13 protein-coding genes are annotated in these 16,807 nt (G+C 56.8%); 11 read left to right on the top strand and 2 right to left on the bottom strand.

Annotated features, from left to right (window positions below):
- The first annotated feature begins 156 nt into the window (after positions 1-156).
- The 11 genes from gatC to PHD44_RS07215 all read left to right on the top strand — a co-directional run bounded on the left by gatC (position 157) and on the right by PHD44_RS07215 (position 15,054).
- Positions 157-444 (top strand): Asp-tRNA(Asn)/Glu-tRNA(Gln) amidotransferase subunit GatC, encoded by a 288-nt coding sequence (gene gatC / locus PHD44_RS07265; protein WP_300189776.1) that lies wholly within the window; start codon positions 157-159, stop codon positions 442-444.
- Positions 445-557: 113 nt separating this feature from the next.
- Positions 558-2,030 (top strand): Asp-tRNA(Asn)/Glu-tRNA(Gln) amidotransferase subunit GatA, encoded by a 1,473-nt coding sequence (gatA, locus tag PHD44_RS07260; protein WP_300189773.1) that lies wholly within the window; start codon positions 558-560, stop codon positions 2,028-2,030.
- Positions 2,027-3,505: an Asp-tRNA(Asn)/Glu-tRNA(Gln) amidotransferase subunit GatB gene (gatB, locus tag PHD44_RS07255; protein ID WP_300189770.1), complete on the top strand. Its 1,479-nt coding sequence runs from the start codon at positions 2,027-2,029 to the stop codon at positions 3,503-3,505. The genes gatA and gatB overlap by 4 nt, the downstream gene beginning before the upstream one ends.
- A complete protein-coding gene (locus tag PHD44_RS07250) occupies positions 3,502-4,455 on the top strand; it encodes an Hsp33 family molecular chaperone HslO (protein ID WP_300189768.1) in 954 nt (317 codons plus the stop codon). Before gatB ends, PHD44_RS07250 begins: the two co-directional genes overlap by 4 nt.
- 319 nt (positions 4,456-4,774) lie before the next feature.
- The gene (locus PHD44_RS07245; RefSeq protein WP_300189765.1) at positions 4,775-7,981 is read left to right on the top strand and encodes a glycoside hydrolase family 15 protein; all 3,207 of its coding nucleotides are present in this window, start codon (positions 4,775-4,777) and stop codon (positions 7,979-7,981) included.
- The gene (locus PHD44_RS07240; protein WP_300189762.1) at positions 7,981-8,994 is read left to right on the top strand and encodes a glucokinase; all 1,014 of its coding nucleotides are present in this window, start codon (positions 7,981-7,983) and stop codon (positions 8,992-8,994) included. Before PHD44_RS07245 ends, PHD44_RS07240 begins: the two co-directional genes overlap by 1 nt.
- An 18-nt stretch (positions 8,995-9,012) precedes the next feature.
- Positions 9,013-9,645 (top strand): thiamine phosphate synthase, encoded by a 633-nt coding sequence (gene thiE / locus PHD44_RS07235; protein WP_300189761.1) that lies wholly within the window; start codon positions 9,013-9,015, stop codon positions 9,643-9,645.
- Between the two features lie 72 nt (positions 9,646-9,717).
- Positions 9,718-10,998, top strand: a complete 1,281-nt coding sequence (gene hemL, locus PHD44_RS07230; RefSeq protein ID WP_300189758.1) for a glutamate-1-semialdehyde 2,1-aminomutase — start codon at positions 9,718-9,720, stop codon at positions 10,996-10,998.
- A gap of 39 nt (positions 10,999-11,037) precedes the next feature.
- On the top strand, positions 11,038-12,879 hold the full coding sequence (gene glmS / locus PHD44_RS07225; protein ID WP_300189754.1) for a glutamine--fructose-6-phosphate transaminase (isomerizing): 1,842 nt from the start codon (positions 11,038-11,040) through the stop codon (positions 12,877-12,879).
- Positions 12,880-13,092: 213 nt separating this feature from the next.
- A complete protein-coding gene (yjgA, locus tag PHD44_RS07220; RefSeq protein ID WP_300189751.1) occupies positions 13,093-13,680 on the top strand; it encodes a ribosome biogenesis factor YjgA in 588 nt (195 codons plus the stop codon).
- Positions 13,681-13,707: 27 nt separating this feature from the next.
- Entirely contained in the window at positions 13,708-15,054 is a 1,347-nt protein-coding gene (locus PHD44_RS07215) for a UDP-glucose/GDP-mannose dehydrogenase family protein (RefSeq protein WP_300189749.1), read from the top strand.
- A gap of 17 nt (positions 15,055-15,071) precedes the next feature.
- Here PHD44_RS07215 and PHD44_RS07210 read toward each other — a convergent pair whose 3' ends face one another.
- Entirely contained in the window at positions 15,072-16,613 is a 1,542-nt protein-coding gene (locus PHD44_RS07210; RefSeq protein WP_300189746.1) for a cryptochrome/photolyase family protein, read from the bottom strand.
- A gap of 5 nt (positions 16,614-16,618) precedes the next feature.
- Positions 16,619-16,801 (bottom strand): DUF2256 domain-containing protein, encoded by a 183-nt coding sequence (locus tag PHD44_RS07205; protein WP_300189786.1) that lies wholly within the window; start codon positions 16,799-16,801, stop codon positions 16,619-16,621.
- Positions 16,802-16,807: the final 6 nt, after the last annotated feature.

Genomic DNA, 16,807 nt, shown 5'->3' with positions numbered 1-16,807 from the left:
TGATCTGGTTCTGTCCCGAGGCGTATTTCCATAAATGCGTGGGATCATCTGCCGTCTTGCAGCCAAAACAGGTTAAAATCATCCGGTAATCGCACGTGTGTCCAGCCTGTTTTCTGGCGCATGTCCCGATGATCGTTAAAGCCACAGGAAATTGATATGTCGCTGAACCCATCGCAACTGAAACACGTTGCGCATTTATCTCGCATCGCACTTGAAGAGTCGAAAATCCCTGCATTGGTGCAAGACCTCAACGCCATCTTGGCGTTCGCAGAGCAACTCAAGGACGGTCGCCTGGATGACCTGGCCCCCATGGCCCATCCGCTGGATCAGCAGCAGCCGTTGCGTGCGGATGTCGTAAGCGAAACCAATCAGCGCGACATTCTTCTGAAAGGAGCGCCTGCCACCGAACAGGGATTGTTCCTGGTGCCCAAGGTCATTGAATAAGATCATTGCGTAATGTGAAACGGTGATGCCGTTTCGCTGTGAGCCTCCTTCGCCTCGGTGCCGTGAGCCCGACGCGCTCTTGATGTTCAATATTTTTGAATGAGAAATACATTGTGTCTGATTATTTGCAATCGTTGAGTCATCTCCGGGCCGGTCTGGATTCCGGTATTTTTTCTGCCCGTGAACTGACTCAGTACTATCTTGATCGGGTGAGTCGTTTTGATGGCGCGCTCAATGCCTTCATCACCAAGACACCTGAACGCGCACTGGCTGCGGCGGACGAGGCCGATCAACGGTTGGCCGCGGGTGAGCGCGCACCTTTGCTGGGTATTCCTTATGCCCACAAGGATATTTTCTGTACCGCTGGCGTGCGCACGACCTGTGCCTCCAAAATGCTGGGTGATTGGGTCGCCCCTTACGACGCGACTGTTCACCAGAAACTCAATGCCGCCGGTGCCGTTCTGTTGGGCAAGACAAATATGGACGAGTTCGCCATGGGCTCATCCAATGAAAATTCGGCTTTCGGTGCGGTGAAAAATCCCTGGGATCATGCGGCCGTGCCGGGTGGGTCTTCCGGGGGTTCTGCCGCGGCCGTCGCCGCGCGGCTGGTTCCTGTGGCGACGGGAACGGATACAGGCGGTTCCATTCGTCAGCCGGCCGCGTATTGCGGCATCACCGGCATCAAGCCAACCTATGGTCGAGTTTCTCGCTTTGGGATGATTGCTTATGCCTCAAGTCTGGATCAAGGCGGTGTGCTTGCCGGTTCTGCCGAAGATTGCGCGCTGATGCTGCAAGCCATGGCGGGGCATGATCCGCGCGACTCCACTTCGGCGAATCAGCCCGTGCCGGATTATGTGACCGAGCTCGATCAACCGCTGGCCGGTTTGCGTGTGGGTGTGCCGCGTCAGTGGTTTACCGCCGGCCTGGATTCGGTCGTCGCGGCACGCATCGAGACTGCGATTGCCGAGCTTGAATCCATGGGCGCGCAACGGGTTGATATCGACCTGCCGGATGCCGAACTGGCGCTGGCTGCTTATTACCTGATCGCCCCCGCAGAAGCGTCTTCCAACCTCTCGCGTTTCGATGGCGTGCGTTTTGGGTACCGTTGTGCCGAGCCACGTGATCTCAATGACCTCTATGAACGCAGCCGTTCGGAAGGTTTTGGCGAAGAAGTGCAGCGGCGCATCCTGATTGGCACCTATGCGCTATCCGCCGGTTATTACGATGCGTTTTATGGCCGTGCACAAAAAGCACGGCGGCAGATTGCAGCCAACTTTGAGGCTGCATTCAGGGACTGTGACGTGATTGCAGGCCCGGTTGCGCCCACGGTGGCGTTCGATCTGGGCGCGCACATGAGCGATCCGGCTACCATGTACCTCGAAGATATCTACACCATCCCAGTCAATCTGGCTGGCCTGCCGGGCATGTCTGTACCCGTCGGATTTTCCGGCAGCCGCCCTGTCGGCATGCAGTTGATCGGATCTCCTTTCACCGAAGGGCGATTGCTGGCCGTGGCGCATCAGTATCAGCAACGGACGGATTGGCATCAACAGATTCCTGCCGCCTATCGGGAGGGCGCAGCATGAGCAGCATGAACGGATGGGAAGTCGTCATCGGGCTTGAGATTCACGCGCAACTGGCCACGAAATCGAAAATATTTTCCGGCGCCTCGACCGCCTTCGGTGCCGAGCCGAATGTGCAGGCCTGTGCGGTTGATCTGGGCTTGCCGGGCGTATTACCCGTGCTGAATGCCGAAGCGGTGCACATGGCCGCGTTGTTCGGCTTGGCGATCAGTGCGCATGTGGCGCCGGTGTCGACGTTTGATCGCAAGAATTATTTCTACCCGGATTTGCCCAAGGGGTATCAGATCAGCCAGCTCGCACAACCGATTGTCAGCGGCGGTTCGGTCACAATCACGACCGGTGAGGGCGAAAAAGCCGTCAACAAAACGATCAATCTCACCCGCGCGCATCTTGAAGAAGATGCGGGCAAGAGTCTGCATGAGGATTTTGCGGGCATGACCGGTATCGACTTGAATCGTGCGGGCACGCCATTGATCGAAATCGTCTCCGAGCCGGAAATGCGTTCGGCCGCCGAAGCGGTGGCCTATGCCCGCAAGGTTCATGCGATTGTGCAATATCTCGGTATTTGCGATGGCAACATGCAGGAAGGTTCGTTCCGCGTGGATGCCAATGTCTCCGTGCGTCCGAAAGGTGAAACGAAGCTGGGTACGCGCACGGAAATCAAGAATGTGAACTCCTTCCGTTTCCTCGAACGGGCGATCGATTACGAGATCACCCGTCAGATTGAACTGATCGAGGATGGCGGTACGGTGCAGCAGCAAACACGGCTGTACGATCCGGACAAGGATGAGACCCGCATGATGCGCACCAAGGAAGCGGCGGACGATTACCGCTACTTCCCCGATCCGGACTTGCTGCCCGTCGTGATCGATCAGGCGCTGTTGGCCGAATGGAAAGCCAGCCTGCCGGAACTGCCGGATGCCAAGGCCGCCCGGTACCAAAGCGAATATGGTCTTTCACCCTATGATGCCGGTGTGCTCACCAGCGCGCGGGCGATTGCGACGTACTTCGAGCAGACCCTGAATGCCATGGGTTCGGCCGCCGATGCCAAACTCTGCGCCAACTGGGTGACCGGCGCTTTGGCCGCCCAGCTCAATAAAGCGAACCTTGGGATCGAACAGAGCCCGGTAACGTCCGATGCATTGGCCGGGCTCTTGTTGCGCGTGGCGGACAATACCTTGTCGAACAAGCTCGCCAAGGAAGTATTCGATGCCATGTGGGCGGGCGAGGGCGATGCCGATTCGATTATCGACACACGGGGCTTGAAGCAGATTACCGACAGCTCGGCGATCGAAGCCATGGTTGATGGCATTCTGGCCGCCAATCCGGACAAAGTGGCCGAATACCGCAGTGGCAAGGACAAACTGTTCGGCTTCTTCGTCGGCCAGGTGATGAAAGCTGCCCAAGGCAAGGCGAATCCACAGCAGCTCAATGAGGTGCTCAAAGCGCGGCTTGGTCCTTCGGAGGGTTCTTCATGAGTGAGTCTCTGCCTGAGCGTTCGATACTGACGGCCGACCAGCTTTACCGCTTCGGTCTTGCCAGCGGCAAGGTCCGGGGTGTTGCGGTCAGCCTCGATACGAGCTGGCGGACGGCTGGCGAACACCATGAATATCCCCCTGCGGTGGCACAGTTGCTGGGCCAATGTGTCGCTGCCGCCATGACGATGGTCGCTACCTTGAAGTTCGATGGCCGCCTGATTCTGCAATTCCGCGGTGAAGGGCCCGTTTCCCTGCTGGTTGTGCAGGCGCGTTCGGATCTGAGTTACCGCGTGACGGCACAGTGGTCCGAATCGCTGGTGGGCGACGTGTTGGATCAATCCATTCAGACGCTGTTCGGGGCAGGTCAGCTCGCGTTGACCATCGAACCGGATGAAGGCGTGCGTTACCAATCTCTGGTGCCGATAGAAGGCACACAGATCGCCGAAGCACTGGAAGGTTATTTCAGGCAATCGGAGCAGTTGCCGACGCGTCTTGTGCTCAGTGCCGATTCCGAACGTGCCGTGGGGCTCCTCATCCAGCAAGTGCCGGGCGAGGGTGGCACCCCGATGGTGCGTGCTTCTGCCGCTGATGCGGATTTTGATCACTTGTCGATCATGGTCGATACCTTGCTGACGCCCCAAGGCCGCACGGAATTTCAATCCACGGCCATGCCGACCATCCTCCATCGTCTGTTTCACCAGGACGCGCTGGTGTTGACCCAACTGTCGGATGTTCGCTTCTTTTGTGGTTGCTCACGCGCGGGTGTCGGTGCCATGCTCCGCTCATTGGGCCGAGAAGAGTTGAACGCCGCACAGCGGGATGGCGACGAGAAGGGTTATGTGGCGGTGCGTTGCGAATTTTGTGGCGCTAACTATCGGTTTGATGCGGTCGATGTGGAGCAATTATTGCTAGATGACTCGGTTAGTCCACCTGATTCCACACGGCACTAGTGTACTGTTTCGCTCTTGGAGGTACATTCAGAGCCCTCCGAATGCGTCAGGACAAGGCGCCGTGCGCAGGCAATGGCCAAACCCTTGGCAAGCACGGCAACGCCGTCATGGCGCATTCGGAGGGCTCCCTTCGGGCGAGCCGCTGGCCGATCATCTGCGGACTTCGTCAGCTCAATGCGAAGCAGGCGTAAGCCCGCGTTAGCGTTGCGCCCGCTTGCAAGGGGGGTGGCCCTTGCGGCGCGAGCGCGCCTTGCATCTAATCGGCCAGCGACTCGCTGAAAGCACATCCAAGAACGAAACAGTACACTAGGTATTCCTCATGAAGCAGACCGTGCACCCGGCAGATCGAATTGCGTATCTGAATGCGTTATTCGAAGAAGTCCGCATCAACATCCTGAACCGTCAGCACCCGATCAGCGGGCTGTTGCCAGCCAGCACGGCGGTCAATGCGCATGGCGATTACACCGATGCCTGGGTGCGGGATAACGTGTACAGCATTCTGGCCGCCTGGGGGTTGGGCATTGCCTATCGTCGCGTCGATAGCGCCGATGCCCGTGCCTATGAGCTGGAACAGGCCACCGTCAAAAACATGCGCGGTTTATTGCTTGCGATGATGCGGCAGTCCGATCGGGTCGAACGGTTCAAATTGCGCCAGCGACCCACCGATGCGCTCCATGCGAAATACGATACCGCCACCGGATTGGCCGTGGTGGGTGATGATGCCTGGGGGCACCTGCAACTGGATGCGACATCGTTGTTCGTGTTGATGTTGGTGCAAATGACGCTCAGTGGACTGAAAATCATCGCGACACACGATGAAGTTGATTTCATCCAGAATCTGGTCTGGTACTTGTCTCGTGCCTACGCCACACCGGACTTCGGCATCTGGGAGCGGGGGAACAAGATCAATCACGGCCAGCGTGAATTGAATGCCAGTTCGCTCGGCATGGTGCTGGCCGCGCTTGAAGCGGTGAACGGGTTCGATCTGTTCGGCGGTGATGGCGATGACCACAGCCGGGTGTTTGTGCTTGCGGACGACATCGCCCGGACCGAAATGACGCTCAATGCAATTTTGCCGCGTGAATCCGGTTCCAAAGAAGTCGATGCGGCGCTGTTATCGATCGTGGGTTTTCCCGCATTCGCCGTGCGTGATCGGCAGAAGGCGGAAGCCGTCGATACAGCCATTCGCCAGAAACTGACGGGCCGGTTCGGCTGTAAACGCTTTTTGCGCGATGGTCATCAGACCGTGCTGGAAGATGAGCAGAAGCTGCATTACGAACCCGCGGAACTCGAAACGTTCGCCGGCATCGAATCCGAATGGCCACTGTTTTTCACCTACCAACTCATCAACCATCTGTTCGCCGGCAACCATGAAGCCGCAGAGGCCACAAACCGGCAACTGATGCGTGCCGCAGTCGAGCACGATGGCCTCTGGCTTCTACCTGAACTGTATTTTGTTTTGCCCGAAGATATCGAGGAAGAGCGACGCAATCCCGGCTCGACTGACCGTTCACCCAATGACAACCAACCGCTCGTTTGGGCTCAGAGTCTCTGGGTGCTTGGCCGTTTGCTGCTCTGCGGGGCGATTGATGTGAGTGATCTTGATCCCATCAATCGTCGGCATCAATTACGCGGTCCGGAAACGACCCGGGCCGTTTCAGTTGCCCTGATCGCCGAAACGCCTGCTGTCGATGCGGCTTTGATAGAAATGGGTTCTGATCGGCATGCGCTTCTGGGCGAATCGAGGGTACGGATCGGATCGGTTCGTTCGCTGATTGAAAATCTCGTCGATCTGGGTGCGAACGAGCGCTTGGGCTTAAGTGGTCGCCCGCGTCGGCGGATTCTGGCTTTGAGCACGGCCAAAGTCTATGAAATCGAAGGGCATCAATGGCTCATTGTTCCGCAACTCTTTGATACCGATAAATTTTACTTGACCCAGGATTTAGCCATCCTTGTGCAGGAGCTGCGTTCAACCATTCAGTATCTGCATCAATTCTGGCAACAACCGGGCAGACCCATTCTGACCATCATGATCAGTGAGTGGATGCTCAAGTCACCGGATTTCGGTGTGTTGCTAAGTTTCCTCCGGGATGAGGTCATGCGTGGCGAGATCTTCGGGGTGCCGGTGCATCTCGACCGGGTTGAAGCTCTTGTCTCACGCAGTCATCGCATTCGCTTGCCCGGGAAAATCGAGCAGTGGTCTGTTCGTGCTCAAACACGCGACCTCGATCCTAAAGTCATGGCCGAAACACACGAAAATGAACCTCCAAGCTGGACGCCGGACGATTCCGATGCCCGGCTGGTCGAGCTGCTGCGTATACTCGCCTCACCGGATGAACGCATGAAAATCGCCCAGGTGCTCGCCAGTCGGCATGCGAATCTGGATGTCGCGATCCCGGATCAGTCCGGGGGTTCCTGGCTACTGCGTGATCTGGTCGAGGATGTGTTCCGTCTGGCGCAGCAGCTGCGTGCCTGGGGCGCGATGCGTAGAAGTGCCGAATTGCTGGATAAGGTTGATGCCTATCTCGACGTGTCATTGATGGATCTGCTGGTTCGGCAGAAAAGATTGGCGGTTGGGCGTTCCTATACCAGTAAGGCTTTGATTTCAGAACCGATACCCAATCTTGAGATTCTAAAACGTATCCGCAAGTTCTGTGGCGATGATCCACGCGAACGTATTCTCACTCAGGAGTTGATCGTTCATCTGGGTGGTCGAATTCGAGCAGAACCGGATTTATTCGACAATGTGATTACCCTGCGGATCGGTCCACTATTGCAAACATTGATTGGCTTGACCGCGCGGGAAAAGAACATGGCGCCGAGCACGGCGTTTGATTGGTTGATGGAGCAACCACCGAGTGTCATCAGTCGGGAATTGCGTGCCGCGCTGACCTGGCAAGGGGGCACTTCGCGGCTGGAATCAATCCGTCTGGCCGGTGGTTCCGTCCGTTTCGATGGTCTGACATTTCAAGCCAAGGATGACCCCAAATCGACGGCAGCCGACTGGCTGCAATGGCGTATGGTCGAGGGAGCGATCGGGCGCCTGCCGGACACCTTCTACAGTGGCGTATGGGCATTGTTGGCGCATACGCCGGCGTTGATCATCGGGGATCGCTACAACCCGCGCAACACCTTGGACAGCGCATTGTTCCGCAGTCAGTCCACTGCCGGAGAAAAGAATTTCGCCCTGACTGTAGAGCATATTCTCAATCGCATTGCTGCACCGGAATACCGTCATCTTGTGATTGAGGCTCTTGAGGCACTGATGCTGGTGACGCAGAAAAATCCCGGGCTGAAATTGCAAGATGCCCTGATTATCGATGTGCTGATTGGTCATGCGGTCCGATTGGCCTGGTGTCGTGGTCAGCAGGGTGAACATGCCCGTTACGACGAAGTGCGTGACCAGGCCTGGAGCGCGTTTTATCAGCTGCCGCCGCATCAGGTGGCTTACTATGTCACCGAAGCGCTTGAAACATTGTTGGGTATGGCGGATGCTCCGGAAGTTGGCGCTGTGGAGGTTAACTGATGATTTTAGCTGGCGATATTGGTGGCACCAAGACGCTATTGGCGTTGTTCGAGGAAGAGCGTGGGCGCATTCTTTTCCAGAAACGCTTCGAGAGCGCTATCGCCGATCGATTCGACAAATTGCTCGCTGATTTTTTGGCCGAAGTCGAGCGTTCTGCCCTGGTCAAGGGGGCAATTACAGCAGCGGGCTTCGGTATCGCCGGCCCGGTGACGGGCGAGCCGGGCAGCCAGAAAGTTCAAGCAACCAATCTGCCCTGGCAGATGGACAGCCGAACGATTTCACAGCAACTCGGTGGCGTTCCGGTCGTATTCGCCAATGATCTGGTCGCGAGCGGCACGGCGGCCATTGCCAGCAAACCCGCGTACCGTGTTGCGCTCAATTCATCTGCGATGGAAACGACGGGACACGCCGCCGTTATTGCCGCTGGCACCGGCCTCGGCGAGGCATTGTTTTATTATGATGGCGTCACACACCATCCCATGCCTACCGAAGGCGGTCACGCCGATTTTGCCCCCAATAATGCGCTTGAATCCGAACTTTGGGCGTATTTGCGCCGCCACCATAATGGACACGTGAGTTATGAACGTATTTTATGTGGGCGGGGGTTTTATCATTTATATGGCTTTGTGCGCGATCAAGGTTTAGCGCCGGAGTCTCCGCACATGGTTGAAAAATTTGCACAGGTCAGTGATCCCAGCGCCCTGATCACGCAGCAAGCGGTCGCGGGCAGCGACGCCATCAGCGTGCGGGCCTGTCAACTGTTCGCCCGTATTTATGGCGCCGAAGCGGGTAATCTGGCACTAAAATCCTTGCCCTTCGGTGGCGTTTTTGTTGCCGGGGCCATCGCCGGACACATTCTGCCGTTCTTGCAGCAGGAATTCATGCGTGGATTCCTGGATAAAGGCCGTTTCTCCGAGCTACTGCAACAAATCCCCGTGTGGGTGGTCAGCGATCCTGAGCTTGCACTGAAAGGTGCAGCCGTGCTGGCCATGAAGCTACGCAAGTCAACTTGATGAGCCGGAACTCATAACATGCGACATCGTCTCTACGGCCTTTATGTCATTACCGATACGGTACAATTCAAACGAGATGCCCTCGTGCGCGTTGTCGCTGAAGCGATTGCCGGTGGCGCCCGCATCGTTCAGTACCGCGACAAGTCCGACGACTCAGAACGGCGTCTGGCTGAGGCTTCGGCACTTCGTACGCTGACACTCGAACACGAGGTGTTGTTCCTGATCAATGATGATCTCGATCTGGCCGAGGCGGTGGCCGCCGATGGTGTGCACCTGGGACGAGAGGATGGCGCGATCGAAGCGGCCCGAGCACGATTGGGCGCCGAGGCCATCATTGGCGCATCGTGCTACAACTCCCTTGAGCTGGCGGGTGATGCAGTGCAGGCGGGCGCGGATTACGTGGCCTTCGGTGCATTTTTTCCCAGCAGAACCAAGCCTGATGCCGCGGTCGCCTCGATGGCGTTATTGATTGAGGCCAAGCAGAAATTGAATGTGCCGATCTGCGCCATCGGTGGTATCACGAAAGATTCGGCACCGGAATTGATCAGCGCGGGTGCCGATATGCTGGCAGTGATTTCTGCCGTATTTTCTGCAACCGATATTAAAGCAGCCGCCCGCGATTTTTCCACGCTATGGCCATCAGCTGATTAACCCAAAAAATATCCGATGGCCCCTATACAGCAGTCAAAGCGCACTGTGGCCAAAATAACTTCAGGAGTATGTATGTCGAGCAACGAAAGCCTGTTTACTGCCGCCCAAAAGCACATCCCCGGCGGGGTCAATTCCCCGGTACGTGCCTTCCGGTCAGTCGGCGGTTCACCCGTGTTTGTCAAGAAGGCGGCGGGTGCCTATTTCTGGGACGAGAACGACAAGCGATATATTGATTACGTCGGTTCGTGGGGGCCGATGATCCTCGGGCATGCGCATCCTGCCGTGATTGAAGCGGTTCGTGCCGCAGCGCTCAATGGCTTGTCCTACGGTGCGCCGACCGTGGCCGAGACCCATATGGCCGACAAGATCTGTGAAATCATGCCATCGATCGAGATGGTGCGACTGACCTCGTCCGGTACCGAGGCGACCATGAGCGCCATTCGATTGGCCCGAGGCTTCACCGGACGGGATCGGATCGTGAAATTCGAAGGCAATTATCACGGTCATTCCGATTCATTGCTGGTCAAAGCCGGTTCTGGCGCCCTCACGTTTGGTGTGCCGAGTTCGCCCGGTGTGCCAAAGGCACTGGCAGAGCTGACGATCACGCTCGAATACAACAACATCGAGCAGGTGCGGGAAACTTTTGCCGAGATGGGTGATGACATTGCCGCGATCATTGTCGAACCGGTGGCCGGTAACATGAACTGCATCCCGCCCGTGCCGGGTTTCCTCGAAGGTTTGCGTGCCGTATGCGACGAGTATGGCGCCGTGCTGATTTTCGATGAAGTGATGACGGGCTTTCGCGTCGCGCTGGGCGGGGTTCAATCAAAGTACAACATCACGCCTGATCTGACGACTTTGGGCAAAATCATCGGTGGTGGCATGCCGGTGGGGGCATTTGGCGGCAAGCGCGAGATCATGTCGCACATCTCACCGCTCGGGCCGGTTTATCAGGCGGGTACGTTATCGGGTAACCCGGTTGCGATGGCAGCCGGGCTCGTCACGCTCGAATTGCTGCAGGAACCTGGGTTTCACGAGCGCCTGACGGCCAAGACAACGATGCTGTGTGAGGGTTTGAACAAGGCCGCGGCGGCGGCGGGTGTGCCTGTTATCACGCAACAAGCGGGCGGGATGTTCGGTCTGTTTTTCACGCAGGAAAAATCAGTGACGAGTTTTGCTGCGGCAACACGCTGTGATACGGATGCCTTCAATCGGTTCTTCCACGGCATGTTGGACGCGGGCGTTTATTTCGCACCATCTGCCTATGAAGCCGGGTTTGTCTCGCAGGCGCACACAGAGGCGGATATCGAAGAAACGATTCACCAGGCCGAACAGGTGTTGCGTGCGCTGTAATTCATTATTTCCCAATTATTCTTTTATCTGGAACTGACTATGTGCGGAATTGTGGCAGCCATTGCCCAACGACCGGTTTGGCCTATCCTCATCGAAGGGTTACGCCGTCTTGAATATCGTGGGTATGATTCCGCCGGTCTTGCCGTGCTTGATCCAGCCGGTGGGTTGAGTTCGGCGCGTGCCGTAGGCAAGGTTCAGGCCTTGTGCGACCAGATCGGTGAGCAAGGGCTTCCCGGTTTCTCAGGCATTGCGCACACGCGATGGGCAACACACGGTGTACCCGCCGAACGCAATGCCCATCCGCATATCGCCTCAAAGCGTGTGGCTGTGGTGCATAACGGCATCATCGAAAACCATGCGGTTTTGCGTGAACAGATGGTGGCAGAAGGCCGGATATTCAGCTCGGATACAGATACCGAAGTGGTCGCCCATTTGCTCGATCACTACCTCGTGGCGGGGCACACACCGCAAAAGGCCTTTGAGCTGACCCTTGATCGGTTGCACGGTGCCTTTGCGCTTGCGATCCTGATCAAGGATGCGCCGAACCGGATTTTCGTGGCCCGTCAAGGCAGCCCGCTGGTTATCGGGGTCGGGATCGGTGAACTGTTTGCCGCCTCCGATGCCTTGGCTCTGTTGCCGGTAACTCAACGATTCATCTATCTAAAGGAAGGCGACCGGGCGGTTCTTTCCTGCGATCGTCTCGAAGTGACTGATCGCACGGGGCAGGCTGTAGAGCGTCCGATCGTGGAGTCGGCACAGCGGGCAGACAGCGCGGGGCGCGGTGGTTACAAGCATTTCATGCTCAAGGAAATCCACGAGCAGCCGCGCGCTATTGCCGACACACTCGAGGGGCGAATCAGTGAAGGGCGCGTGCTGCCTGCCGCGTTCGGCGTGAATGCCGAGGCCGTGTTCAAAACAATCAGACGCATCCAGATTGTCGCCTGCGGGACGAGTTACCACGCGGGCATGGTGGCGCGGTACTGGTTTGAAGATATTCTTCAGATACCCGCCGCGGTCGAGGTCTCTTCTGAGTTTCATTACCGTAATCCCGTTCTGGAAGAGGGAACGTTGCTGGTCATGCTCTCGCAGTCCGGTGAAACAGCGGACACTTTGGCCGCTTTGCGCATGGTGCGGGTGCGCCGTCCTCAAATGCCCATTCTGGCCATTTGCAATGCTCCGGAATCATCCTTGGTACGTGAATCCGATCTCGTATTGATGACCCATGCCGGCCCTGAAATTTCGGTCGCTTCAACCAAGGCCTTTTCGACCCAACTGGTGGCACTGGCCCTGCTGATGCTTTCCATCGGGCGAATCAGGGCTATCTTGAGCGAGCAAGACGAGCGTCGCATCGTGGCTGGTCTTGAGAAAATCCCGAATCTGGCCCTTGCCGCGCTGCAACACGATGAGGCCATCATGGCCTTGGCCGAGCGCTTGGTCGATAAGCAGCATGCCCTTTTCCTTGGGCGTGGCGTGATGTTCCCTATTGCGTTGGAAGGTGCGTTGAAGCTTAAAGAAATCAGCTATATACATGCGGAAGGTTATCCAGCGGGTGAGCTCAAGCACGGCCCGCTGGCCCTGATCGACGAGAATATGCCGGTGATCACCATTGCCCCGCAGAACGACCTGCTCGACAAACTCAAATCGAACATGTCGGAAGTCGCCGCACGGGGCGCGGAGTTGTTCGTTTTTGCGGATGAACGATCTGGTCTTCGAACCGAAGAGCGCTTGCATGTATTGCCGGTCACATCAAACGTCGGCAGGATATCCGCGCCGATCATTTTCAATTTGCCGCTGCAGTTATTGGCTTATCATGTCGCCGTGTTGAAAGGTACCGATGTGGATCAGCCACGCAATCTTGCCAAATCGGTCACAGTGGAGTGAGTTATTTTCATGGATTCTTTTTATGGGTACCTCGAAAAACCTACTGTGCTGTCCGATTGCAGCGTCGCGTGCTCGTTTACGCGAAGCTGGCGTAAGCCCGCGCCTCGCCTATCTTCTTGATATGTCTCGTTGCTCACTGAATGCGCAGCTGGCGCAAGCCCGCGGCTCCTTGCACTCGAACATGCTCGTGACGGTTTTTTTGAGGTACCCATTATGAGTGATCGTCGATTTTACGCGGCTAAAAAAGCGCTTGAACAGAACGCACATCAACAAGATGTGCCGGAAGATGCCGACTTCGAGCCCAGCAAGACCGAGCGCAAGCGTGAGGCTCATGCCGCCCGCGATCTCGGCGCTGAACTTTGCGCATTGAGCGATGCGCAACTGGCGGCTTTCCCGCTGTCCGATTCGTTGCTGGCGGCTATTGGCGAATCGCGGAATATCCATGCACACGGCGCCCGCAAACGCCATCTTCAATATATCGGCAAGCTCATGCGCCAGCACGATGTGGTCGCCATTGAGGCCGAATTGAACCGGATCGATCCCGATGCACCACAAAATATTCGTTTGCAGCACGAAAGTGAGCGCTGGCGTGAGCGTTTATTGTCGGATGATGCCGCTGCGGTGACGGATTTCATTTCAAGCCATCCCCAGGTGGATATTCAGGCCTTGCGGCAGTTGTTGCGCCAGGTCGCCAAGGAGCGGGCAGAGCAGAAACCACCCCGGTATTTCCGCGAACTGTTTCGTCTGGTGCGGGATAACTTAAGCCAGACGGAAGAACAGGCAAGTGGACACGATGCCTGACAAAAGATTACAAAGAGACGCTGATAGATGAAAATTACGATTTTTGGCACGGGGTATGTGGGGCTGGTTACGGGCGCGTGTCTGGCTGAAGTTGGGCATGACGTTCTGTGTGTTGATGTCGACGAAAGCAAGATCGAGCGCTTGAAGCAGGGGATTATCCCGATTTTTGAGCCGGGGCTCGAAACCATCGTGCGGGATAATTTCAATCAGGGGCGTCTGCATTTCACGACCAGTGCGCGTGAGGCGGTCGAATTTGGTGACGTGCAGTTCATTGCTGTTGGCACACCGCCAGATGAGGATGGTTCCGCCGATCTGCAATATGTTCGCGCAGTGGCGCGCACGATCGGTGAGGCGATGACCGCGACGAAGATCGTCGTCAACAAATCCACTGTCCCGGTCGGAACAGGCGATAAAGTCCGAGCGGAAATCAGTACGGCGCTGGCCGAACGTGGCTTGTCCATCGATTTCGATGTCGTATCGAATCCTGAGTTTCTCAAGGAAGGTGCAGCGGTCAATGACTTCATGAAGCCGGACCGGATCATCATCGGCACCACAAACCCCGCGAGTGAAAAGCGGATGCGCGAACTGTACGCCCCGTTCAACCGCAACCATGATCGAATGATCGTGATGGATTTGCGTTCGGCGGAACTGACGAAATATGCGGCGAACGCCATGCTGGCAACCAAGATCAGCTTCATGAATGAGTTGGCTAATCTCGCGGAACGCCTGGGGGCCGACATCGAGCAGGTGCGGATCGGGATCGGTTCAGATCCACGTATCGGTTACCACTTCATCTACCCCGGCTGCGGTTATGGTGGCTCTTGCTTTCCCAAGGATGTTCAGGCGCTGCACCGCACCGCCCGTGACGTTGGCTACAACGCCGAACTCCTCGCTGCGGTCGAGTCGGTCAATGACCGGCAGAAAGTCAAATTATTCGATCTGATCGTGCGCCATTACGGCGGGCAGGAGGCGTTGGCTGGCAAAACCTTCGCATTGTGGGGCTTGGCATTCAAGCCGAACACCGATGACATGCGCGCCGCTCCGGCTCGCGAGGTGATGGCCGCCTTGTGGGCAGCCGGTGCCAAAGTCCAGGCTTTTGATCCGGAGGCCATGGAAGAAACCCTGCGTATCTTCGGCCAACGAGATGACCTGCTTTTGTGTGGAACACGTGACTCAGCCTTGAAAGGGGCAGATGCCCTGATTGTCTGCACAGAATGGAAGGCGTTCCGTGCGCCGGATTTCGCTTTGATGGCCAGTGCGCTCAAGGAAAAGCTGATCTTCGATGGACGCAATGTCTATGATCCCAAGCGCTTGGCTGAAGATAATTGGCTTTACTATGGCATTGGTCGTGGCCTGAGTATTTCAGCGCGCTGAATCGACGTCGACGGATGTCATGTCTGAGGTTTTTGCGTCACATCGGCTAAATGACGCGCGGCTTGGGCACGGATGAGGGCACGTTCTTCCGCCGATTTGCGTTGCAGGTTCTTGACCTGCAGGGCTAGACGGGGGTGCTGGTCAAAGCGCTTTTCGTGTCGGTCCAGAAAAGCCCAGTACAGGGTCGTAAACGGGCAGGCCTTTGCACCCACCGCCTCCTTGGGATTGAACGGGCAGTGCTTGCAATAATTGCTCATCCGATCGATATAGCTGCCACTGGCGATATAGGGTTTGGATGCCATGATCCCGCCATCGGCGAACTGGCTCATGCCGATCACATTCGGTATTTCAACCCATTCCACCGCGTCGACGTGGACGGCCAGATACCACTCGTGCACGGCCTGAGGTCGAACGCCTGCCAGCAGGCAATACAGACCGGTGACCATCAACCGTTGAATATGGTGGGCGTAACCCGTACGTAAAGTCTGGCCGATTGTCTGGCTCAGACAGTGGGCCGGTGTGTCGCCCGTCCAGAAAAAATCCGGCAAATCATGCCGGGCGTCCAGTGCATTCATGTCGAGCCATTGATCGCCGTAATGGGCATAAAGCCCGCGGACATATTCCCGCCAGCCCAGTATCTGCCGGATGAATCCCTCCACAGCGGCCAATGGCGCTTGCCCCTGATGGTAAGCCGCTTCTGCGGCATGGCAAACGGTAGCCGGATCGATGAGCTTGAGGTTGAGCGCGGCTGAGAGTCTGCTGTGATATAGCCAGGGCTCATCCGTCCACATCGCGTCCTGATAGTGGCCGAACAGGGGCAGTCGATGGGTGATGAAGTCTGCGAGGGCGGCTTCGGCCTGCTCTGGCGTGACCGGCCAGTCGAACCCGTCCAATGCGCCCGGGTGCTCCGGAAAGTGGCGCTCTATGGTTTCGATGACCTGTTGAGTAATGGCATCGGCTGGAAAGCCGAGAGGCGAGGGCAATAATCCAGGCCCGCGGGCATCAAAGGCTGCACGATTCTGAACATCGAAATTCCATGCGCCGCCGATGGGCTCGTCATCATCCATCAACAGACCGGTCTGCTGGCGAAGCTGGCGGTACCAATACTCCAGTCGCAAGGATTTGCGGCCCTTTGCCCAGTCTGAAAACTGGTTTTCGCTGGCGATAAAATGTCGGTCTGGATAGATTTTCCAAGGCACTTTATGACTATCACAAGTGGCTTTCATTGCATGATTCAGTCGTTCGGCACCGGCCGATACCCAGACGACCTGCTGCGGTCGATGCGCCACGATGGCCGCGGCAAGGGCATCGGCTAATTCCCCATGAGAGTGGGAACCGATCTGGGCGTAATGAACCGTTATACCTTCGCTTCTCAGGGCCGCGGCAAAATGCCGCATGGCACTGAAGAACAGGGCAATCCGCTGTTTGTGTGACCAGACGAGCGCGGCTTCTCCGGACACTTCGGCCATGAATACTGCATCTTGGTCAGGATCGAAGACATTGAAAACCGCGCTGTTACGGTTGAGTTGATCTCCCAGAACGACAATGAGTTGGCGCATGTTTTTTAGTGTCGATCAGGCTGAATGGATTTTGCTTGCGCGCGGCACCGATCGGAACAGTATTTCAGGTTGGGCCAATCCCGTGCCCATTTCTTGCGCCACGTGAAGGGACGCTGGCAATGACAACAGGTTTTCCGGGGTAGTAAGTGCTTATCATTCGGCCTTCGTTTGATTGCACTCTCGTGCATGGAACC

The organism is Halothiobacillus sp., from assembly GCF_028710545.1.
In the GTDB taxonomy this organism is placed as follows: domain Bacteria; phylum Pseudomonadota; class Gammaproteobacteria; order Halothiobacillales; family Halothiobacillaceae; genus Halothiobacillus.
This window is presented reverse-complemented; position numbering and strand designations above follow the sequence as displayed.